The 22374-nt window shown below is 61.6% G+C and carries 13 protein-coding genes and 6 pseudogenes; 10 read left to right on the top strand and 9 right to left on the bottom strand.

Going from position 1 to position 22374, the window contains the following annotated elements; all coding sequences use genetic code 11:
• Nucleotides 1–74: 74 nt before the first annotated feature.
• The 3 genes from OKW41_RS05300 to OKW41_RS05290 form a co-directional block, all read right to left on the bottom strand.
• A complete protein-coding gene (locus OKW41_RS05300) occupies nucleotides 75–2399 on the bottom strand; it encodes a hydantoinase B/oxoprolinase family protein (protein ID WP_429571776.1) in 2325 nt (774 codons plus the stop codon).
• A gap of 10 nt (nucleotides 2400–2409) precedes the next feature.
• The gene (locus tag OKW41_RS05295) at nucleotides 2410–4557 is read right to left on the bottom strand and encodes a hydantoinase/oxoprolinase family protein (protein ID WP_429445212.1); all 2148 of its coding nucleotides are present in this window, start codon (nucleotides 4555–4557) and stop codon (nucleotides 2410–2412) included.
• A 322-nt stretch (nucleotides 4558–4879) separates the two neighbouring features.
• Complete coding sequence (locus OKW41_RS05290; RefSeq protein ID WP_429571775.1) at nucleotides 4880–6904, bottom strand: sigma-54-dependent Fis family transcriptional regulator; 2025 nt, start codon at nucleotides 6902–6904, stop codon at nucleotides 4880–4882.
• 534 nt (nucleotides 6905–7438) lie between these two features.
• On the opposite strand from OKW41_RS05290, the gene OKW41_RS05285 reads away from it, so the two are divergent.
• Nucleotides 7439–7672: a hypothetical protein gene (locus tag OKW41_RS05285; protein ID WP_429571774.1), complete on the top strand. Its 234-nt coding sequence runs from the start codon at nucleotides 7439–7441 to the stop codon at nucleotides 7670–7672.
• Nucleotides 7673–7788: 116 nt separating this feature from the next.
• Here OKW41_RS05285 and tnpC read toward each other — a convergent pair.
• The 3 genes and pseudogenes from tnpC to OKW41_RS05270 form a co-directional block, all read right to left on the bottom strand.
• Nucleotides 7789–8634: pseudogene (gene tnpC / locus OKW41_RS05280) on the bottom strand (IS66 family transposase); the annotation flags it as partial.
• A gap of 1 nt (nucleotide 8635) precedes the next feature.
• A pseudogene (locus tag OKW41_RS05275) lies at nucleotides 8636–8950 on the bottom strand (transposase); the annotation flags it as partial.
• A 9-nt stretch (nucleotides 8951–8959) separates the two neighbouring features.
• Nucleotides 8960–10405, bottom strand: coding sequence for an ISNCY family transposase (locus OKW41_RS05270; RefSeq protein ID WP_429573350.1), 1446 nt, complete (start codon nucleotides 10403–10405; stop codon nucleotides 8960–8962).
• A gap of 569 nt (nucleotides 10406–10974) precedes the next feature.
• On the opposite strand from OKW41_RS05270, the pseudogene OKW41_RS05265 reads away from it, so the two are divergent.
• A pseudogene (locus OKW41_RS05265) lies at nucleotides 10975–11193 on the top strand (RND transporter); the annotation flags it as partial.
• Nucleotides 11194–11208: 15 nt separating this feature from the next.
• Here the strand turns inward: OKW41_RS05265 and OKW41_RS05260 are convergent.
• Nucleotides 11209–11523: pseudogene (locus OKW41_RS05260) on the bottom strand (ATP-binding protein); the annotation flags it as partial.
• Nucleotides 11524–12023: 500 nt separating this feature from the next.
• Here OKW41_RS05260 and OKW41_RS05255 point away from each other — a divergent pair.
• Nucleotides 12024–12215: a hypothetical protein gene (locus tag OKW41_RS05255; protein WP_187639681.1), complete on the top strand. Its 192-nt coding sequence runs from the start codon at nucleotides 12024–12026 to the stop codon at nucleotides 12213–12215.
• Entirely contained in the window at nucleotides 12208–14277 is a 2070-nt protein-coding gene (locus OKW41_RS05250; protein ID WP_187639680.1) for a recombinase family protein, read from the top strand. Before OKW41_RS05255 ends, OKW41_RS05250 begins: the two co-directional genes overlap by 8 nt.
• A gap of 27 nt (nucleotides 14278–14304) precedes the next feature.
• Here the strand turns inward: OKW41_RS05250 and OKW41_RS05245 are convergent.
• Nucleotides 14305–15350: pseudogene (locus OKW41_RS05245) on the bottom strand (IS3 family transposase); the annotation flags it as partial.
• Nucleotides 15351–16786: 1436 nt separating this feature from the next.
• Between OKW41_RS05245 and OKW41_RS05240 the strand changes: the two are divergent.
• A pseudogene (locus OKW41_RS05240) lies at nucleotides 16787–16950 on the top strand (IS6 family transposase); the annotation flags it as partial.
• Between the two features lie 114 nt (nucleotides 16951–17064).
• On the opposite strand, the gene OKW41_RS05235 reads toward OKW41_RS05240, so the two are convergent.
• Complete coding sequence (locus OKW41_RS05235; RefSeq protein ID WP_429571773.1) at nucleotides 17065–17688, bottom strand: TetR/AcrR family transcriptional regulator; 624 nt, start codon at nucleotides 17686–17688, stop codon at nucleotides 17065–17067.
• A 198-nt stretch (nucleotides 17689–17886) separates the two neighbouring features.
• Between OKW41_RS05235 and OKW41_RS05230 the strand changes: the two genes are divergently transcribed.
• The 5 genes from OKW41_RS05230 to OKW41_RS05210 are packed head-to-tail and all read left to right on the top strand — an operon-like array spanning nucleotide 17887 to nucleotide 22372.
• Nucleotides 17887–18846 (top strand): LysR family transcriptional regulator, encoded by a 960-nt coding sequence (locus tag OKW41_RS05230; RefSeq protein ID WP_429571772.1) that lies wholly within the window; start codon nucleotides 17887–17889, stop codon nucleotides 18844–18846.
• A gap of 58 nt (nucleotides 18847–18904) precedes the next feature.
• Entirely contained in the window at nucleotides 18905–19471 is a 567-nt protein-coding gene (locus tag OKW41_RS05225; protein WP_429571771.1) for a paraquat-inducible protein A, read from the top strand.
• Nucleotides 19468–20091 carry a paraquat-inducible protein A gene (locus OKW41_RS05220; RefSeq protein WP_429445198.1) on the top strand — a complete coding sequence of 208 codons (624 nt, stop codon included), beginning with the start codon at nucleotides 19468–19470 and terminating at the stop codon, nucleotides 20089–20091. The genes OKW41_RS05225 and OKW41_RS05220 overlap by 4 nt, the downstream gene beginning before the upstream one ends.
• Nucleotides 20088–21749: an intermembrane transport protein PqiB gene (locus tag OKW41_RS05215; protein WP_429445196.1), complete on the top strand. Its 1662-nt coding sequence runs from the start codon at nucleotides 20088–20090 to the stop codon at nucleotides 21747–21749. The genes OKW41_RS05220 and OKW41_RS05215 overlap by 4 nt, the downstream gene beginning before the upstream one ends.
• Nucleotides 21746–22372 (top strand): PqiC family protein, encoded by a 627-nt coding sequence (locus OKW41_RS05210; protein ID WP_429571770.1) that lies wholly within the window; start codon nucleotides 21746–21748, stop codon nucleotides 22370–22372. Before OKW41_RS05215 ends, OKW41_RS05210 begins: the two co-directional genes overlap by 4 nt.
• The last annotated feature ends 2 nt before the right edge of the window (nucleotides 22373–22374 follow it).

The following is a 22374-nucleotide window of genomic DNA, read 5'->3' as shown; positions in this document are numbered from 1 at the left end:
TTCGGTGCTCCTTGATTCCGGATCTGTTCAATATCGGCACTAGGCCCAATGGCTGGTGCCGTTAGCGGGACGGGTTACTCTTCGACCTGAACCACCGTGGTCACGTCGGGCAGCAATGACAGGTCCATGCGGTACTTCGAGCCGTAGGACGGGACGTCGAGCTCTGCCTCGGTCAGATTCCAGTCTTCGGGCAGGTCCCAGAACTTGCGGAACTGGTTGAGGAATTTTTCCGACAACCCGAAGCTGGTCGCGAACATATGGCGCACCGGCCGCGAAGCGTGTTTGGTGAGGATGCGCTCGCGCTCCTCTTTCATCCATTCACGCGTCGGCAGGGAACGCGCAAGCCGCTCCTTGCGGATTTCGCCACGGCGCTTCACCGTCTTTTGTGCATCGACCGTCCACACCCCGGCCGCATCCTGCAACAGCACCGCTCCATACACCTTCTCTGCATACTCCGGAAGCAGGAAGCTATTATTGAGGTCCTTCGCAATGGCTTCAGGCTCGCGGTCGAGCGGGTCGCCAAACCCTGGACCGCCACGCAGGTAGTTGAGGTAAAGGTCGTGGTTTTCGTAGCAATCTTCCGTGGTCATGCACTGCTTGTCGCGCTTGACCTTCGAAGTCGCGTCGATGTGGTGCTCATAGTCCGGAGCGTCGGGGTTCAGGTCGCCCCCAAGCGGCAGCGAAAGCGATTGCGCGATCCGCTCCTTCAGGCCCGTCTTGTGGGCCTCAAACCGGTAGCCGGTGGCCGCGGGATACCCGCCCATGAACCCCCAGTCGCTGTTCATGTAACCGTTGCCCATAAAGAACATCGTCCAGTCCTGCGCCTTCCAGACCATGCGCAGGGTTTCGAAGCCACACCCGCCGCGGTACTTGCCGTAGCCGCCCGAATTGGCTTTCACGTTGCGCCCGAGATAGAGCAGTGGTTCGGCCATCTCCCAGATCTCGATGTCACCCATGTCGCCTTCCGGATTCCAGATGGCTGCGGCGTGATTGAGACCGTCCTTGATGGCGCCCGCGCCCGTCCCGCAGGAGGAGGCCTCGAAGCTGTTGACCGCATGCACCTCGCCATCCTGGTTGATGCCCCCGCCTTGCAGCCAGTTCGACGTATTGGCGTTGCCGGCGTTGACTTCCTCCAGATAGCCGCGGCTGAAGTACGCCTGTCCGAGGCCGCGCCAAAGTGCGCTCCACCCCGACACGAGGAAGTGCCACGCATACGCATGGCCTGTGCGGCGGTCATCCGGGTTCATCCAGGTGCCCTTCGGTAGGTGAAACTCGGTGCCGAAGTAAGCGCCGTCGTTGATGCGCTGGGTTGGCACCAGCGTCTGGGTCATCATCACCCAGATGCCACTCGTAAAAGCGACGTGATGGGCATTGAAGGTGTGCCAGCCCCAGCGGCTCGCGCCCTCGAAGTCGAGCCGCCACGTGGCATCGGGCCGGATCGTCATTTCCACCGGCGAGTGCATGATGGTGTCGATCTTCGCAAACGCGGAGGGCGTCTGGATATCGTCATGCGAATACGGCACGTCCACGAAGGAGACCTTGCGGTACGTGCCAGGCAGCGTCATCGCCTTGATGCGGCTTTGCAACCCGCGCCGCCCCTCTTCGATCACCTCGTAGCTGAACTTCTCATAGGCTTCCAGTCCCTCGGCCGTGACGATTTCCTCGACCATGTTTCGAATCATGTGGCAACCGGCAATCCGCGTACGCTCGTCAAGGATCCAGTATTTAGGCGTGCGGACCGAACGCTGGCTCTCGTGGAGCCAGTCGCGCAACGGCGTATCGTTCACGCCGGTCTTGCGGCAGGTGATCTGATAGCCGTCGCCGAAGCGCTGCACCTGGCCCGTCGACATGGAACCCGGCGTCACCGCACCGGTATCGATCACGTGCGTCACGCCCCCCACCCAGCCGATCAGCTTGCCGGCCGAGAAGATCGGTACGATGGTCGCAATGTCGCAAGGATGAACGTTGCCGATCGAGCAGTCGTTATTGGTGAACATGTCGCCCGGGTTGATGCCCGGGTTGTCCTCCCAATTGTTCTCGATCATGTACTTGATGGCGGCGCCCATCGTGCCGACGTGAATGATGATGCCGGTCGAGGTCAGTACGCAGTCGCCGACCGCGTTGTACAGCGTAAAGCACAGCTCGCCTTCCTGTTCCACGATCGGCGAGGCTGCAATCTTCTTCGCGGTTTCGCGAGCGTGCACCAGTCCGCCGCGAATCTTCGAGAAAAGTTTCTCGTAGCCAATCGGGTCCTTCTCGCGCAACTCGAGCCGTTTGAGTCCGTTGTAATGACCGGTCTCGCGGGTGCGGGTCATGATCTCGGCCCGAAAAGCCTTGAGCGTCTTGCCGTCGCCGAGCAACCCTGCGTTGCCCAGCTCCTTCGATGTCATCATGTTCATTTCCGTCTCCTCACTTGACTTCTTTCAGGTGGAACAGGCGATGCTTGTCGAGTGTCGTCTCGAAGCCGTCTGGAACCACGAAGGTGGTGGAAGCGGACTCGATGATCGCCGGTCCCACAATACGGTTGCCGGCCAGCAGCGATTCCATCTGCCAGATGGCGGCGTCGACCCACTTCTTGTGGCGATAGAACGGGCGCTTGCCCAGATACGCGGACTTGGGCGCTGCAACACCTGACTCCGGATCTTCCGGCAGCACCGGCTTCTGGGTCGCGACGAGGCCTCGCATGATCGCGCCGGTCGCGCTGAAGCCAAGCTCTGGCGAGCGTGCGGAGCTCGCATAGACGCGCGAGTAGGTTTCCTCGAACGCCTCGGTGATCTTTCTCCAGTCTTCCGCAGTCGTTGCGCTACTGATCGGTGCCGTTATCTCCAGGTCGTTCAACTGCCCCATGTACTGCATCCGGTAGCCGGGCAGCAAGGTGATGTCCTCCGGCTTGAAGCCGTTGATCACGAACTCTTCGACGACCTTGTCCGCCAGCTCCCGCCACGCTTCCTGGATGACCGTCGAGGCCGCCGCCTTCTGTTCGTCAGGAGCGTCCGGTGCAACCGCGATATCGACGCTCTTGTCGTAGCGATACTCGAAGTCGGCGCATGCGCAGCCGAATGCGGAAAATCCAGCGGCCCACGCAGGCACGATGACGTCCTTGAAGCCGAGACCTTCCGTATAGCCGTACGTGTGGACCGGACCGGCTCCGCCGTAAGAGAAGCACACGAAGTCGGTCGGGTTGTAGCCCTTGGCGCTGATGTTGGAACGCAGATACTCATGCAGGCTGAGGTCGAGCAGTTCGATGACGCCCGCAGCGGCGTCTTCCACCGACAGCCCGAGCGGATCGGCGATCTGTGCCTTGATGTGCTGGCGAGCGCGTTCGACGTCGAGCTTGATGGCGCCACCGAGGAAGTTATGGGGATTGAGATAACCCAGCACAACGTGGCAGTCGGACACCGATACAGTGTCGAGCCCACTCTCGGGCCAGCAGGTGCCAACGCGATAACCTGCGCTGTCCGGACCGAGCTTGATGGAACCGCTATACGGATCGAGGCGCACAAAGCTGCCGGCGCCCGCCCCCACCGAATCCATCGCAACCAGCGGCAACGACAGCACGAGACGGGCCATGTCCGGGTCGGAGGCAATCGCAAAGTTGCCTTTGGTGATCAGCGCCATGTCGAAGCTCGTGCCACCGATATCGCTGCAGGCAATATTCTCGTAACCGAGCTTCTCACCCAGCAGCTTCGAACCGATGACCCCACCAATCGGTCCGGACACGATGGTACGAGCAAGCTCCTTGGCCTTCCAGCTAATGGTGCCGCCATGTGTGGCCATCACGCGCAGGTCGAACTTCGCGCCGTGCTTCCTGAAACGGTCGCTGACCTTCTTGAGTGTTTGCCGCGACGGTTCAGCCGCATAGGCTTCGAGAATCGTGGTGTTCGTGCGATGACTTTCCTTACGCGACGGGTAGTAGTCGACCGAGGCGAAAACGGGCACGTCGACGCCGATCTTCTTCAGTTCATCGCGGCATACATCGCGAGCGCGCTTCTCGCTCGTTTCGTTCTTGTGGGACTGGAGCAGACAGATGACGATTGCCTTCGATCCGGCGTGCACGAGTTCCCGCGTTGCCTTGCGTACTTCATCTTCACGCAGGGGAATCACGATTTCGCCCTGGACATCGGTACGCTCCGTGACACCGCGAGTGCGCGCAAGCGGGACAAGCGGTTCGTCGTAGCGGTGGGTGTTCAGGTGGATGCGTTCTTCCAGAGCGTAGCCGAGATAGCTCTGAATGGCCCGCCCCATCGAGTGAATCTGTTCGAAACCTCGATTGCAGATAAGGCCGACATCCAGGCCTTTACGCTGAACAACGCGATTGAGCATCGCGGTGCCGGAGTAGACGCACGTAACAAGTTCGGGGTACACGTCGTCGACCTCACGGTTCCACTGAGCCAGCGCATCATGCGACGACTCGAGGATCGCCAACGACTCGTCCGCGGGATTGCTTTGGGCTTTGCCGACAACGAACCGGCCATCCGAGCGCACGAAGAAGGTATCGGTCATCGTGCCACCGGCATCGATGCCCAATACCTGGACGTGTGAAAGTTGCTGTTCCATTAGTGTCTCCAGCTCTGCTTGATTGAACATCGCCTCAACGAGGAGGCGCGATGCGAAGCGAAGCGAGCACGGCGACTCGCTTCGGAGGAGATATTTGCAAGGGGTATGCCACTGACCGCCGAACTCGGGTTTTGTCGGCAAGCTATTGACTGGATTGACTTTTCTGGATGTCTGGCGATGTGCCCGCGGCGGACGACGGGTTCACGCAACGACCGGTTCCGCGACGGTCAGGCGTTTGAAGAGCGGAATTCGAACGCTCGTCTGACGGGCCTGTAAAGCACAGAAATTCACACCACGGCGGCGCATTTAACCAGGCTCTACGTCATCGAATGATGTGCCGGGTGACTCCTAGGTCCCGCGCCAGGGCGTACTTTCTGATCTTCAGATACAGCGTGCTTTTAGCTATGCCAAGCTGTGCAGCCGCCTGTGTCAGGTTGCCTTCGCTTTGCTGGATCGCCATCCGGATCGACTCTGCTTCTGCCATTTCCAGCGAGCACACCTTCTGGCGTGTAAGCTCGGCCCCGGTGGAGGATGCCGCCTGTCTGGCACCCGCAGAAGCTGCGCAGGCGCCTACCTCGGGTGGAAGATCGCTCACGGTAATCACGCCACCTTGCGCCATGAGCACCGCGCCCTCGATCGCATTGCGCAGCTCACGCACGTTGCCGGGCCATGCATAGTTCAGCAGGCAGTCATAGGCCGCATCGTCGAACACGGCATCGGCCACGCCGTAACGTTCGCGTAAGACGTGCAACCAGTGTTCAAGCAGGCTTGGCAAGTCAGTCTTGCGTTCGCGCAGCGGCGGGATCGAGATGTTGGTGACGGCCAGCCGGTAGTACAGGTCCATGCGGAATTTGCCGTCAGCGACATCTGCACGCAGATCGCGATGCGTTGCAGCGACGAGGCGGAAATCGACCTTGCGAGCCGTGTTCTCGCCCAGCCGGTATATCTCTCCTTCTTCCAGCACACGCAGCAGATGTGGCTGGATGTCGAGAGGCATTTCGCCGATTTCGTCGAGGAACAGCGTGCCGTGATTCGCAGCTTCGATTTTCCCTGTCATCCCGGATTTACGTGCGCCGGTAAACGCCCCTTCCGCGTAACCAAAGAGTTCGCTCGTTAGCAGATCGCGGGACATGCCGCCGCAATTCAGCGCGATGAAAGGGCCGCCGGCCCTCACGCTCGCCTGGTGGATGCCCTGCGCAAACAATTCCTTGCCCACGCCCGTTTCGCCGACGAGCAGTACAGGGACCGATGCTTTCGCAAGCTGCTGCGCTTTCTGGATCGCCGCACGCAGTGCGGGGCTCGTGCCGACAATGCGGGAGAACGCCGGTGCGGCCATCGACTCGGCGGCAAGTGGCAAGTCAGACAGCAAGGCGGCGCGCCGGGCGGCGGCCGGGGCGATCAGCATGAAGCCGAGCGTGTCGCTGCCTTCCGAGACCCTTTCGATTTGCGCCAGACGCAGCCACGCCGCCGATTGCGGCGACATCGAGCCGACCGCGATCCTCGCGATGTCCGGGATGGGAAAAGCGCCTTCCAGTGCGCCCGATATGCCAAGCCGGGCAAATGCGGCCGGCGCCTGCGGATTCGCTCTGACGAGGCGTCCGCAATCGTCCACGACAATCACGCCGTCCGTGCGCCCGGAGCAATAGGCCATGCAACGTTCCATCAGCCGCAGTCGCCGCTCCATGGCGAACTTGCCGAGGCTGCTCTCGATCCGCCCGGCCATTGAGACGATGAACGCCAGACTATGCTGGCTGTAGGTTTGCGCAAGCCCCGAGACATCCAGAACGCCGAGTACCGTACCGTCGAGCGGATCGCGGATTACCGTGGCCGAGCACGTCCACCGTTTGATCGGCGCACAGAAATGCTCGGAGCCATGAATCTGCACGGGCTGCTGCAACACCAGGGCGGTGCCGATCGCATTGGTCCCACAACTGAGTTCGTTCCAGGTGCAACCGGGGATCAAGTGAACCTCGCCGGCCGGTTCCATGATGCGCGTGTCTCCGGCAAGTTCGAGAATCATCCCATCTGGATCCGCTAGCAGCAGGACGGTCCCCGTCTGCGAAAGGAACTCGCGTGTCTGATGGATAAACGGCACGCTGACACGCATCAGGCGGTCGTTCCTGACGCGCAAGTCGAAGAGCGGCCCTTCTTCCAGCGGAGGTGGAGCGCCCGCCGTATCGGGATCCACGCGGCCGTCCATGCATCGGTGCCAGGATTCGTCAACCATCCCACGCAGCGCACCCGTGGGCGAGTAGCCACCTTGAATCAGACGCTCCCAAGCAGCCATGACGCTGGTGTCGCGCTCCGGACTGGCAAACCAGTCCATTGGCGTACCTATCTCTTTCATGCTGTCTCCGTATGAGCACGAGTACATCACCCGATCAGCGGGTTAGCTCTGCGTCCGGCATCTTTTTGCGCCTGAAACACGATTGCCTGAACTGACGCCCGGTCACCGCTTGCATGCGTCGTACATCGCCCGTCGTCGGACCGGGCGTGCTCGATGGCGATAACGAAGGAAGCGGTTCCGAACACCTCGCCAGATCGCACAGGACGAGGCACGCGCGGGGCGCGTCGGTCAGCACTTCCCGGAGTCGTCGCTGCTCATCAGCGTTCCATAGCGGCGCAGGCGTCTGTCCAAATTCTATCCCCCAAATACAGGACCGTCCGAAATTCGAACGCGTCGAACGGCTTACGTACGTCAGTGTGGCGTCGACCTCCAGAAAATACCAACGAAATCAACGCCTTGAAATATTTCGCCGAACCCGGCGCGATCTATGCGTCTGACGTGGCAAAGACCGGTGGCAGCGCTTTTTCAGCGTTCGGTCTGGTAGCGAAAAATACTCGCCGCTGCGCGACGTAAATGAGGTCCGAGGAGAATGCAATGAACACCGGTGAGAGGTCCCTGCATTTGCTGATCGATAAATGGCTGGCACCCACCCCAGGGATGCCGGTTCACGTCGTACGGTTGAGTCACAAAGGTACGAGTCCTCGACGTTGCGTATGCGTCGAGGCGTTGCGTCCAGGTGGCTTGCTTGCGATTCTTTTTTTCAGACACGATGACGGTTCGTGGTGTGTGTTCCCCCCCGCCCCTGCCAGACCAACCATGAGGGTTTGATCCGCTTCAGAAGTGCGCGACCGATCATGGCTGCGCTGCCTCATGAACGTATGCGGTCCACGAACGACGCCACTCAGAGGTGCTCTGAGGCGTAAATTGTGTGGCCGGGAGAAGGGTCAGCGGAGATTGGCGGGCATCCTCCACGGCAACAGCGCGTCGTAGTCGTCGACGGTCTTCGCCAGTGGCAGACGTTGGAACAGCCAGGTGAGGTAGCAGTACGGGTCGATGCCGTTGGCTTTTGCTGACTCGACCAGCGAATAAAGATTCGCACTCGCATGTGCGCCAGCAACTGTATCGGCAAACAGGAAGCTTTTGCGTGCGACGACAAACGGGCGAATGGAATTTTCGCAGGGATTGTTCGATATGGGCCAGTTGCCGTTCTCGACGTATCGGATCAGCTTGGGCCACTGTCCATACAGATAGGTCAGCGCCTTGCCGAGTAAACTTTGCGGCACGACGCCGGGCAACTGTTCAAGCATCAGCTTTTCGATGACATCCAGCACGCGTGGACTGTATCGTCGTCGCAATCGCTGTCGTCGTTCAGCCGGCCACGTTTCACTGCGCGCCTCCGCTGCGAACAGCTTGCCGATCAGGTTGATGAAGCGTGTGGCGAGCAGATCGGCGGAGCGGGCCGCCTTGGGCACGTTATCTTCGGCCTTGACCAGATACCGTCTCGCATGAGCCCAGCATCCGAGGTGCACGAGCTGATACTGTTGCGCGATGCCGTTGTAGGGCTCGTATCCGTCGGTCATCAGAACCGCACCCTTGCGAATGCCGGCGAACAGTTTGTCGGCCAGCTTCGCGCCGCGACCAGCCGTATAGGCGAAACAGCGGATGGGTGTTCCCGATCCGGTCATTTGCGCCCAGAGATAGCTTTTCGTTTGCGGCTTGCGCCCTTCTTCCTTCAGGACCTGGAACGTCGTCTCGTCGCAGTAGATCACGTCAGCCTCGAGCAACGCGTCGCTTCAGTGTGCCCGATATCTGCTGAGGTGACCATTTCCACTCGAGCAGAGTGAGAACGATGCGCCAGCAGACGCTTTGCAGGCAAAGCTTTGGGGGGCGGCGACCCGCGCTGCGGCGTGCGGCACTGAGCGCTTCAGCCGACACGGACGCGTAGCCAGCAGGCAAGCTGTTTCGCGCCAGTTCACGGCTAACGGTGGCTGGCGAGCGCCCGAGTATCCGGGCCATGGCCCGGATACTCGAACCCTGCAGATGCAGACTTGCAATGATCAGGCGCTCTTCAGGCTGAAGTTGTTGATACTGAGTTCTTTCGTGCATCGCAACACCTTATACGAAACAGGTGTTGCACTTCAGATTTGAGGCCGCCGGGCTTTTAAGCACCGAGCCAACCCGCATTCCGGCAGTTCCCAGAATCGCTTCATTGAGCTCCTCCCACGTCAGCTCGCGCTGCTTGCGGGTGCCCACCTTGCGCTCCTTCGGCCGCGGCGCTTCGCCCTGGTTGGTCCTCGATGGCGAGCCCGACGCCCGCCTGTCATCACGCTGTGCCTGAATGAGCTGCGCCATCTGCAGTGTGTGCCCGAGCCGCTTGTTATCGACCACCGCCGCCTGATCGATTTCCGAGAGCCGGTCGTATGGCGCACAGGGCAGGGCAGCACCATTCACCCGGATTTCGATACGTCCGTCCGGGTATTCGAACACATCCAGATAACGGTGAATCAGACTACGGTTCGCCACCGTATCCTCCAGCAGATAGATCACACGGTCATATTGCACCGTCAACACCTTCGACACGCGCCGCGGCACACGAACGGTCAGGATCAGATCAAGATCGTCGTCGGCACGCAGCGGCCGGTGTGCATCGAATGTGCTCCGCGGCATCTTGCCAAACCGGCCGTTAAAGTCAGCGATGAAGTGGGGCGCATAAGCATTGGCGGCCTCCTTCGTGCTGATGCCGCGTAGCCGCAGTTCCTTCACAAGACGATCCTGCAACGTCAGGTTCGCGCGCTCGACGCGCCCCTTCGCCTGGCTGCTGTTGGCGCAGAACGTATCCACATTGAGCTCGTACAGCGCGCGGCCAAACTGCGTCACACCCTTGCCAGGCGTCACCGAATGGCTGTTGCAATGGAAGACGCTGGCCTTGTCGCTGTACAGCGCCACCGGCTTGCCATGCTGTTTAAGGTACGCGCGCATCGCCTCGAAGTAGCTGAAGGTCGATTCGGTCGCCGCAAAGTGCAGTGCCATCAGCCGGCCTGTTGCATCGTCGATGAACACCAGCAGCGTGCACGCCGGCGCGCGGTCCTCGAACCACCGGTGATCACTGCCGTCGATCTGCACCAGTTCGCCCAGGCATGCCCGCCGGTTTCTCGGCTGGTGAAGCTTCGGCGGCCGCTGCTTGCGCGGAATCCACAGGCCCGCATCGCGCATCCAGCGTCGCACGGTTTCCTTCGCCAGCACCACACCATGACATTCGGCCAGCTTCTCGCAGGCCAGCGTTGGCCCAAAATCCGCGTAACGTTCACGCACCAGCGCCATAGCCCGCGCCCGCAGATCAACCGGCAGTTCGCGATTGCTGGGCTGTCCACGCCGCGCCGACACGAGCCCGGCCGGTCCAGCGGACTCGTAGCGTCGCACCAGCCGGCTGATCTGACGCTCACATAGTTGCAGCCGTTCAGCCGCCAGTACGATCGTCAGGCGATGCTGGACGACCGCCTCGATGATCTTCACGCGCTCGAGTTCGTGCATGCTGATCGTGATGAATCCACGTCCGTTCATGGTCTGGCTCCGGGCTGGCTGTGATGCGCAGCATGCGCCACAGCCAGCCCGGAGCAGGAAACCGGACATTTCTAATGAGCCAGAACCGGACATTTCTAAAAAGCTCTGACAGTCGAAATTTTGCTCATTTCCTTTATGTCAACTCGACTTCGAGCGTTTCTCGCGAGAACGCGTACTCCACGTCATGATGGCCGTCCGATAAAAGGAAGACGACCGGGAAGTTCACCGCATGACACGATCAGCCATGTCAGTTTGCGCAATGTGCACAAGCAGCGTGAGTGCGGCGCGACTCTCTTGATTTGCGCACTTCGCAACGACTTCGAGCTCGACGACGATGCTGGTCGTCGACGGGCTCGGCATCGGGTGCGTTAAAAACCTTGAGGTATCGGCATTTAGGCTGTTCGTTGCCCATGGCGCGCCCGGTGCTTCAGGGCCTCTGTGCAACGACACCGGCGAGACTATGCAACGGAGCGTGCTCGCCGCCGACGACCCCTCTGCCGTCTCGATCAACGTGATCGAGACGCGCAAGCCGATCCGGCTGTCTTTTCCTATCGGGCTACGCCGGCCGCACCACGGCCGCGGATCTCTCCTTGCGGCTCACGACGAACCGCTTCAAGGCGGGCGCGGTCAGCTATCTCGACGTGGTGACCGCGCAGACGATTGCGCTGACGAATCGCCGGATCGCGGATCAGAGCGCCGAGCGGCGGTTGGAGTCTAGTGTGTTGTTGCTGAAAGCGCTCGGGGGCACGTGGGGCAGTGAAGCCAGAAGCACGGCGGGGCCGGTTTAGGCCCGCTGGACACACTCACACAAGCCGCGGGAACATCAGCACGAACCGCGTGCTGCGCGCATCGCTTTGCGCATGCACCGAGCCGCCGTGCAGTTCCATGATCATGCGCACGATGGCGAGCCCGAGCCCGGTCGATCCGATGGACCCGGCGGACCCGGTGGGCCCTTTTGACAGCGCCGATGACGGCAGCGAACTGCGCGACGGATCGATCCGATAGAAGCGATCGAAAATCCGTTCGAGATTCCCGGCGGAAATCGGCTGCCCCTGGTTCTCCACACTGACGCACACGACCTCTGCGGACGCGCTCGCGTCCAGCACGATCTCGCCGCCCAGAGATGGCCTCGCTTGTTCGGACAGGTTCTCGATATTTTTAAGTGGAACGTCCGGGGCAGTCATGCTGCCAATTTGATCGCAGGCAGTGTTGCGAAGTATGCCTCATCCGGCGTGCGGTCTTCCAGACTCGAATGAGGCCGTCTCTGGTTGTACAAGCCGTCAACACAACGCCCATATCGGCGAATCAAAGGAGGTTCTCTACCGCTGGCACCCGTGGTACGGGCACACGGTATGGATTTTCACCACGATAGAGAGGAAGAACGCCGAGTCAGTGCTGCGCTGTGGGCGAGAGCCGTTCGACACGGCGGGCTTGCTGGAGGTGCCGCAATGGATGTTCGATCCCGTTGCCTGCTGTCGCATTACCTCGGCAACGTCTCCCGCCGTCAGCTGTGAAGCATTGAGGGAACTGAAGTACCTGTTGGCGCAGGCGCCTGCTGCCACGCCGCGCGGTATGGTACAAGCCGAGCACCATCCTTTGCTCCGTACAGGAGGTGCTGATGCGACGCCAGACAAACCCCCAACCGGGCGGTCAACTCGACCTGTTCCGTCTCTTTCCGAAGACACCACAATGGGAGCACCTGCCGCAAGAGGTCCGGCAGCAGACGGTGCGTTTGCTGGCGCAGCTGCTGCGGCAACACCGTCGCGGGCTGCTCGCCGCCGTACACGAGCCGGAGGTGCGCGATGAGTGACAAGATTCGGGCGCAGCATCTGGCGCGCAAGGCCATGCTGTACGTGCGCCAGTCGTCGGCCTACCAGGTCAGCCACAATCTGGAGAGCCAGAAGCTGCAGTATGCGATGCAGGATCGTCTGCATCAGTTGGGCTGGAACGAGATCGAGGTGATCGACGAGGATCTGGGACGCTCTGCGGCCGGAACGCAAACGCGCACGGGCTTCGAACGGATGGTCGCAGAGGTCTGTCTTGGGCACGTCGGCGCAGTTGCCGCTCGCGAGGTTTCACGATTCGCGCGCAACAGTCGCGAGTGGCAGCAACTGGTTGAGGTGTGCCGCGTCGTCGACACGGTGCTCGTCGATCAGGAGACCGTCTACTCACCGCGGCAGAGCAACGATCGTTTGCTGCTCGGCTTGAAGGGCAGCCTGAACGAATACGAGCTGGATCTGTTGCGTCAGCGTTCGCTCGAAGCTCGTCGGGAGAAGGCCAAACGCGGCGAACTCATTGTCGCGGCGCCGGTGGGTTACTGCAAGACCGAAGACCAGCGCCTGGAGAAGGATCCGGATTTGCGCGTGCAGGACGCCATCCGCTCAGTATTCCGCCAGTTCGGCGCGATTGGTTCGGTGCGTCAGACGTTGTTATGGTTCCTGGAGCACGGCCTGCAGTTGCCGGCATGCATGCCGCGCGGCGAAATCCAATGGAAACGGCCGAGCTACGGCACGGTGTACCGGATCCTGACCAACCCGATCTACGGTGGCACGTATGCCTATGGCAAAACCGAATGCGCGATCCATTACGAGGCTGGGGAACCACGCAAACGTGATCGCCGCAAACCACGGGATCAGTGGCTTGCGCTCATTCCGAATGCCCACGAAGGGTACGTTGACTGGGACGAATTCGAACGGATCCAGTGTGCCATTAGCGGCAACCTGCGTCTGGCCGGACACGCTGGCGCCCCGAAGAACGGTGAGGCCCTGCTGGCGGGACTATTGCGCTGCAGGCGCTGCGCGAGCAAGCTGACGCTACACTACACGGGTAACAGGCACGACGCCTTGCGCTATAGCTGTCATCGCGGCTGGATGGACAAGGGGCAACCGCGTTGTATTGCGTTCGGTGGCACACGCGCGGACGCGGCCATCGCCGAGGCGGTCTTGCAGGTCGTTCAACCGGCGGCAATTGAGGCAGCAATCGTGGCGCGCGAAGAAGAGACCCTGAAGCAGGACGAAGTGCTGGCCGCGTTGCAGCGGGATCTTCAGGCTGCACGCTACGCCGCGCAACGCGCGCAGAAACAGTACGATGCTGCTGACCCCGAGAACCGGCTCGTCGCCGACGAACTGGAGCGGCGCTGGAATCATGCGCTACTACGCGTAGAGGAACTGGAATCGCGTATCGAGCAACAGTCGCGCACATCCGGCCAGATACCGCCTACCCAGCCAGAGGAGTTTGCCGATCTTGCCACTGCATTGGAATCGATCTGGCCGCAGGCCGACGCCCGCCTGAAGAAGCGCATAGTGCGCACCCTGATCCACGAAGTCGTCGTTGACGTTGACGACGCAACGAGCGAAATCGTGCTCGTCATTCACTGGAAGGGCGGAGTACATACCGAGATTCGCGTGCCGCGGCGGCGCCGCGGAGAGAACACTACGCATACGTCACGTGAAGCAATTGATGCCGTGCGCCAGCTTGTCCGTATCTGTCCGGATCTGGTGATCGCCGGCGTACTCAATCGCAATGACCTGCGAACCGGCCGGGGTAACTTCTGGACCCAGGAGCGAGTCACCGCGTTGCGCAGCCACCATCAGATCCCGGTCTATTCGAGCGAACGACGTGCTGCTGAAGGATGGATGACGTTGACCGAGGCATCGGCGTTCATCGGTGTGAGCCCCGGAACGCTCAGGCTCGCAGTTGAGCGCAACAAGATCCCAGCCGAACATCCGTTACCCAACGGGCCATGGATCTTCAATCGCAATTCGCTGACCGGGGACGCAGTTACCGAACTCGTCGGACGGGCTCGCGCACGGCGTGGACACCCCACAATACCAACGACACAACAGGGCTCTCTAGATTTATCAACAACATAGCGAGGTTGGGCAGTATGAAACGCACTTGTACAGATTGATGTAATCGCCGATTGAGCGCCGGGCGTGGCCTACCGATTCATAGGCTTTCAGATACACCGCTTCATATTTCACGCTTCGCCACACGCGCTCGACGAACACGTTGTCTCGCCAGGCACCTTTGCCGTCCATCGACAGGCGGATGCCCCGGCTGAGCACGGCCCCGGTGAACGCTATCGCGGTGAACTGGCTGCCCTGGTCGGTATTGACGATCTCAGGTTGCCCGTACTTCGCGAACGCTTCTTCCAACGCCTCGACAGCGTGCATCGCCTCCATCGTGATCGCTACGCGGTGGGCCAGTACCTTCCGGCTGGCCCAGTCCACCACGGCGGTCAGATACACGAAGCCGCGCGCCATCGGGATATAACTGGTATCCAGTGCCCAGACCTGGTTTGCCCGACTGATCGTCATGCCCCGTAGCAGATACGGCCAGATCTTGTGCTGCGCATTGCGTCGGCTCGTATTCGGCTTGCAATACAGCGCCTCGATACCCATGCGCTTCATCAGCGTGCGCACGTGCCGACGGCCAATCTCGTGTGCCTCGCGACGCAGCAGTCGCGCCAGCATCCGCGCTCCGGCAAACGGAAACTCCATGTGCAGTTCATCGATCCGGCGCATCAGCAACTGGTCTGCGTTGCTCACCGGTTGCGCCCGGTAATACACGCTCGATCTTGCGATACCAACGAGTCGCGCCTGCTGCGAGACCGGCAATGCGTGTGTACGATCGATCATCGCTTTGCGCTCAGCAATCCCGCCTTGTTGAGCGCGCCGCTTAAAAAATCGTTCTCGAGCGTGAGTTGGCCGATCTTCGCATGTAGCTCCTTCAAATCGACTTGCGGCTCGCTCGACGCCGTGCCGCCTGCGCCAAACACGTCGGCGGCACGTTCCTGCAACTGCCGCTTCCATTCGGTGATCTGGTTCGGGTGCACATCGAACTGCTGCGCCAGTTCGGCTAGCGTCCGCTCGCCCTTGACCGCCGCCATCGCCACTTTCGCTTTGAACGCGGCTGAGTGCGTCCGTCGGGTTCTCTTCGTCATCTTCCTGGTTCCTTTGTCGGCATTATCGCCGGCTCAGGCCCCGAGCGTTCCACTTATCCGACTGTCCGAATTTGCGCGCCCACCTCTCCCTACACCGGCCGCGCCACGCAGTCACCAATCCACTCGTCGGTCTGAGGCGGAGCCTCGTTAGAGGTATGGCTGTCTCATACCATCGCATGACTGGCTTAGGGTAACGGCTCCGGCTACATCGCCGCCAAGACTCGGAGCCCCCTTGCTGGATGCCCAGAGGCATTCAAACGTATGAGCGCGCTATGCCAACGTTGGACTGCAGCGACCGTTCGTACAATGGTTTTATTTGGGTCGTCCATCTATCCTGATTCCATGGACCTTGTGATTTCAATTAAGTGGTGGCGCCATGTTCAACGTTCTGCATAACTTGATTTATATCGGTAGCAACGCGTACGACGAGTACACGTTCGTCCCTTGGCTGGGTAAGAACGTGTACCGCCGGGCCGTTGACCTTAGCCGCATCTGCATTCAGTGAGGCCACAATGAGCACGAACGCAAGAGATTTGGTCGAGCTGCGTCGAGCTGATCCGACCTCGCCAGAACTGCGACGGATGGCCGCGAACTTCATCGCCGTCAGCGTCGGAGATCAGCGCGAGGGCTGCTGACATGAACGAACTCGAATGGCGCTCCCGACCGATGCAGGTCCGTGTCTTGGATCGCTGCGACGAATGCGGCGAGTTGAAGGAAGGCGTCCAGAAGCGCACGAGCTATTTTTGGCCAGAGACTACAGCCGTTTGCTGTGCGAAGTGCTTCGCCGAAATCACCGGCGGATGCAGCGGATTTGCAGCCTGCCACGGGTCCACAAGCGCTCGCACATTCGCGACGCAGACTGAGCACCAAACTGCACTCGGCGCTGAGTTCGGCAGGCCGGCCTTTGCATTTGGACCATTCGTGAAAATGTGAACAGAGCCTGGCATGCGCGACTTGCCGTCCCAGCGACCGTGGTGCCGACCTTGGGTGCTGAGTGTCCTGAGGGAGGCACATCTGAAATTCGCTGCAGCTCGCCCAACATTTCAACGAGCCCGGCAGCTCAAGCGTAAACGACGCCTTGGGACCGGCTGCTTAGTGTGCGCTCCACCGTCTGACCACAGGAGGTCCAACATGAGATTTGACGCCGCCACTTTCCGGCAACTGCGCCCTCTTGCTCCGGTCCACGATGACGTACTCAATGCAGGAGAGGTCGAGCACGCAGATCAAGCCGTGATCCTACTCGCACTTGCTCAACTGTGCTCGCAGTTGTTCGGCGCGTACCACTGCCAATACCCTGCCGAGACAGCGCAAGCGCGCCTCGACGCCGTCGAGTCTCAGTAACACTCTCCCCAGACTGTTCGACGGCTTTTAGGGTTTTGTCGCATTAGCGCGGAAACACTGAAATGTCGGCCTGAGGAAAACGCATTGATCCCACGATGAACAAGACACTGACGCCGCAAACGACCCTGCCCCATGGATTGCCAAGCTTTTGCAGCGGCTGCACTATCCGCTTGATGTGATCCTGATGTGCGTGCGTTGGTACGTGGCCTATGTGCTGAGGCTGCGAAATCTGGAAGAAATGATGACTGAGCGTGGCATCTCCGACATCGAGGCAAGCGGCGTGCGGGTCACCTGAATACGACTCCCGACCATGATCCTGACTTCCTATCAGCGCCAGATCCTCGTCTGGAGCGCCATCGCCGCTGCCCGATCATCAATGCCTGGTTTGTGCTGGGTCCGTGGGTCCGTAGGCGGCCAGGAACACGTCGACCGCTCTCTGAACGACCTTCGCGATGTTGCGGTGGCTCGTATCGGCCGGCACGCCAAACAGGCACACCTCCATCAACTCAGCTTCATACAGCGTGCGCAGATGCGCTGTCGCGATGGCTGCGTTACAGCTGCGCAGCTGCCCGGCATCAATCAATTGCTGCAGGAAGACAGCCACCGTTTGCCAGCCGAGCTTCGGCCCGCGCTCATAGAACAGGGCGCCGACTTTCGACCGGCCGCCTTCACGATGCGCGAGACGGCGCACCGCGAGCAGTTGCGGTTTCAGCACCGCAACCAGACAGTGCGTGCCGAAGCTCACCAGTGCATCGCGAACCGGCGCGGAGGTCTTGAGCAGCTCGAACCCCTCTCGGACTTCCTCCTGCGCGGCCGCGGTCATGAACTCAGTGAACATCTCTTCCTTCGACTCGAAATAGCTGTAGAGCGTGGCCTTCGACGCTCCTGCCCGTGCCGCGATCTCGGACATCGACGCGTGCTCGAACCCCACCTCACTGAACACCTCAAACGCGGCGTCAACAATCGCCTGCCGCTTTTCTTCCGTTTCCCCCCTCATCCCGGGCTCTCCTTTTGTTTAGCGATCGATCGACGACGCCGCCGGCGGCAACGCACCTGACCGAGCTTCCATCTTTACAGGTTTGGACTTTAATATAACTAAACTGTATGGTTTATTTACGTTGACAGCAACAGTGTTGTTTTCACTATACTGAACCGCATGGTTTCAATTTAGATATACTTTGGATTGCGAACACTTATGGACCACCTCGAAACGCTGCGGACTTTTTGCACTGTCGTCGAAATGCAGAGCTTTACGCACGCCGCGCATGCGTTGGGCATCTCAAAGGCAGTCGTCTCGCGCGCGATAACGGGGCTCGAAACCAGGCTCGGTGTGCGTCTTTTTCAGCGCACGAGCCGACACCTCGCACTCACTGAATCCGGGGAGGAGTTCTACGCCGGCTGCTCGCGCGTGGTGGCTGAACTGGACGTGCTCGAGGCCGGTACCGGGGAGCGCGCACGGGCGCCTGCGGGGATACTGCGGCTCGTCGCCCACACCACCGCGGCGCTGATAGAGTTGCCACCGCTGATCGCCGGGTTCCGTGCCCGGTATCCAGCCGTGCAGCTCGAATTGACGCTGGCGGAACGGCCAGTCGATCTGATCAAGGAAGCCTTCGATCTCGGCATCGTGCTGCCGTTCATGCTCACGAGCGAGCTCACGATCACCCGTGCGTTGTGTCGCCTGCCCCTCGCCGTAGTGGGCTCGCCCAGCTATCTGCAGGGGCGCCAGCTACCGCAAAGGCCTATCGACCTTGCCGCATTCCGCTTCGTCACAATACTTGCGTCGATCAGCGAACCACAACTGCGGTTCCGGCGCGGTGGCGAACAGATCGCCGTGCCACTGGAATACGACGTGTCGAGCAACAACGCCGCGTTGAACAAGGAACTGGTGATGAGCGGTGCGGGTCTCGGCGCGTTGCCTCTTACGATGATCGGCAATGAGCTGGACGATGGCCGGCTGATACAACTGCTGCCCGACTTCGAGCTCATGAGCGGGGACGCCGAACTCAGGCTCGCATATCGGGACAGGAGCCTGATGACGGCGAAGGTCCGGGCGTTCATCGACTATGCGACGTCGTACTTCGACGCGCGCGCGGCTCAGATGGGCCACGTCCAACAGCAGCGGACGGTGGCCGGCGGCAGTGGCAGGCCGTCCTGATTGCTGGATGCTCATGCAAACCTTCCCTACGCTCGTCGTCTGCGAGCATTGTGACAGCGTGTACCGCCGCCGCGCGCTGGCCACGCGCGAGGTGGCGCGCTGCGGGCAATGTTCGGCGGTCCTGTATCGCGCGAGCCAGCTCGATGTCGATCGGTGGCTCGCGCTAACCGTCGCCGCAGCCATCGTCTTCGTGATCGCCAACGTCTGCCCGGTGATCCGGATCTCCCTGCAGGGCCTGCACAGCGAGACGACGCTCTGGCAGTCCGCGGCAGCGCTGGCGCACGGCGCGGTTGCACCGATTGCGCTCGCCACTGCGATGATGATTGTCGTGGTACCGCTTCTGCAGATCGCGCTGCTCGGCTGGGTGCTGGCATTTGCCCGCGCCGCACGCCGGGCGCCGGGTTTCGCATGGAGCATGAGGCTGCTTGCGATGCTGCGCCCGTGGAGCATCGTCGAGGTCGGCGTACTTGGCATGCTCGTGGCGATCATCAAACTTTCCAGCTTCGTGCAGGTGGCAGCTGGTCCCGGCATCTGGGCCACGGCAACGCTGATGGTGCTGATCCCAATGATCGCCAGTCGCGATGTCCACTTGCTGTGGGAATGGACCGACGCGGAGACAGCATGAAGCCACCTCCTCGCGCGGGACAACTCGGCCTGATTGCCTGCCATGGATGCGGACTGGTTTGCGCACATATGCCGCGCGTGGACGGACACGCCCAATGCCCGCGCTGCAGACGAGCCCTGCATCGGCGGCGCCCGGACAGCATCGCACGGTCGTGGGCGTTCCTGATCGCTTCCCTGATTTTCTACATCCCCGCCAATGTGCTGCCGGTCATGCACACGAGCCTTCTGGGACACGGCAGCGACAGCACGATTCTCTACGGCGTCGTGGAGTTCTGGAAAGCAGGGTCCTGGGGCATTGCGTCGGTGATCTTTATTGCAAGCGTAGTCGTGCCGTGCGCCAAGTTCCTGATCCTCAGCATGCTGCTCGCGACCACGCAACGTCGCAGTCGCTGGGCAATGAGCGAGCGTGCCCGTTTGTACCGGCTCGTCGAAGCGGTCGGCTACTGGTCGATGCTCGACGTGATGGTGGTGGCAATCGTCTGCGCGCTGGTCAGCTTCCAGGCGCTGTCCGACAGCGAGCCGCGCATCGGCATTCTCTTTTTCGGCCTCGTGGTGATTCTCACCATGCTCTGCGCCATGAACTTCGATCCCCGACTCATCTGGGACGCTGAGGAAACATGAATCCTGTATCAAACAAGCCGCTACCCGAACCCCGAGATCCTCGCGTCACCCGTAGCCGCTGGCGGGTATCGCCCGTCTGGCTCGTGCCGCTCGTCGCCGCGCTGATCGGGCTGTCGATGGTGATCCACGCGTGGCTCTCGGCCGGCCCGGAAATCACCATCTCGTTCAGGACCGCTGCGGGGCTGGAGGCCGGCAAGACCCCTGTCAAATACAAGGACGTGACGGTCGGAACCGTATCTACGGTCGCGCTCAGCGACGATGGCTCGCACGTGGTCGCCTCGGTTTCGCTTGCCAGGAGCGCGCGGAGCCTGGCGCGCGCGGACAGCCGCTTCTGGGTCGTCCGGCCTCGTTTGGGCATGACCGGTGTCTCGGGTATGGACACGCTGCTGTCGGGCGCCTATATCGGCGTGGACACCGGCACCTCGGAGGTCGCGCGCACAGCGTTCACGGGGCTGGAGACGCCTCCCGCCGTCATCAGTGGGACGCCGGGAACGAGTTTCACGATTCATGCGGACGACCTCGGTTCGCTCGACATCGGCTCGCCCGTTTACTACCGGCGCATTCAGGTCGGCCGCGTCGCGTCGTATGGGCTCGACGCCGATGGCCACGGCGTCAGCGTACAGATCTTCGTCGATGCACCGTATGACCGGTTTGTCACGGCGGATACCCGCTTCTGGAATGCGAGCGGGGTCGACCTCTCGCTGGGTGCTGACGGTTTCAAGCTCAAGACGCAATCCGTGGCCACGATCGTTGGCGGCGGAATTGCGTTCGCCACGCCCGTCGGCAGCACGAGCGCCGGCCCAGGCGGCAGCCGGTTCATTCTGGCGAAAGATGAAGAGACCGCGATGGCGCCGCCAGACGGTCCGGCCCAGTACATCGAGTTGCGCTTCGCACAGTCGCTGCGCGGCCTGTCCAGGGGCGCTCCCGTGGTGTTTTCGGGAATCAACTTCGGGCGCGTGGTTTCCATGAAACTCGATTACGACCCGGCCACGCAGCGTTTTCCCATGATCGTCGGCATCGAGGTCTATCCGCAGCGGCTCGGACCGGTGCTCGACAAGCTGCCCAAAATAAATGGCGATATCGAAAAGGTAGCGCAATTCCTGTCCACCATGGTCGCGCACGGTCTGCGCGGACAGGCGCGCTCCGGCAATCTGCTGACCGGACAGCTCTATATTTCGCTCGAGTTCGTACCGAACGCCCCGAAGGTCTCATACGACGTCGACGCGCGACCGCTTACGCTACCGACCGCGAGCGGGGGCTTCGACCAGTTGCAGGAGCAGATAGCAAGCATCGTCGGCAAGATCGACAAGATGCCGCTCGACTCGATCGCACGCCATCTCGACACGGGTCTGGCGGACCTCGACAGCACCCTGAAGCAGATCAACGGCCAGGTGCTGCCGGCGACCACGCGGACCCTGGAGCAGGCTCGCCAGACCTTCGGCGCCGCGCAGGGCATGCTGGCCGAAGACGGGCCGCTCCAGGAAAACCTGGGCCAGACGCTGCAGGAAGTGCAGCGCACTGCCCGCTCGCTGCGCACGCTCACTGATCTGCTCGGCCGCCATCCGGAAGCGCTGCTGCGCGGCCATGCAGCGGACCGTTCAGCCGTGGCCCCGGTCACCGCGGCCAGCCCCTCCGCTTCACAGGAGTCCAAACAATGAGTTTTTCAGCCCGCGCCAGCCTGCGCGCAGTCACGCTCACCGTCGCGCTGGCCCTGAGCGCCTGCTCGTCCGCGCCGGTGCACTACTACACGCTGGTTTTCCCGGCAGCACAGCCCGCTTCCGCCCAGCCAGCCGCGCCGTTCGCGATCGACGTGCTGCCAGTGGGCGTTCCCGCCGAGCTCGACCAGCAGGCGATGGTCGTACGGCAGGGCGACAGCGGCGTTGCGGTGCTCGACGACGAGCGCTGGGTCGCACCGCTGGGCGATCAACTGCGCGCCGCGCTATCCACCGAACTGGTGCGCCGCCTGGGCACCCAGGACGTGGCCGGTCTCACCCGGCCGATCAATCAACCGGTGCTGGGCATCAGGCTGCAGATCCGGCGCCTCGACGCCTGGCCGGGGCACGCGGTGCAGCTCGAGGCTGACTGGAGCCTCGGTTTCGCGCAGGACCCCAACGGTGTCCGCCTGAGCTGCCATACGCAGCTGCAGCAGGCGGCGCCGGGTGGTTACGCGGACCTGGTGCGCGCGCAGCAACTCGCCATTGCGAGCCTGGCCGGCCGCATCACGGAGGATGCGCGAGGCTGGGCGCAGTCGCGACAGCGTGGCTGCACGCCACAGGCCTGAGC

It is taken from the genome of Paraburkholderia sp. UCT70 (assembly GCF_050434085.1).
Lineage (GTDB): Bacteria > Pseudomonadota > Gammaproteobacteria > Burkholderiales > Burkholderiaceae > Paraburkholderia > Paraburkholderia tuberum.
This window is presented reverse-complemented; position numbering and strand designations above follow the sequence as displayed.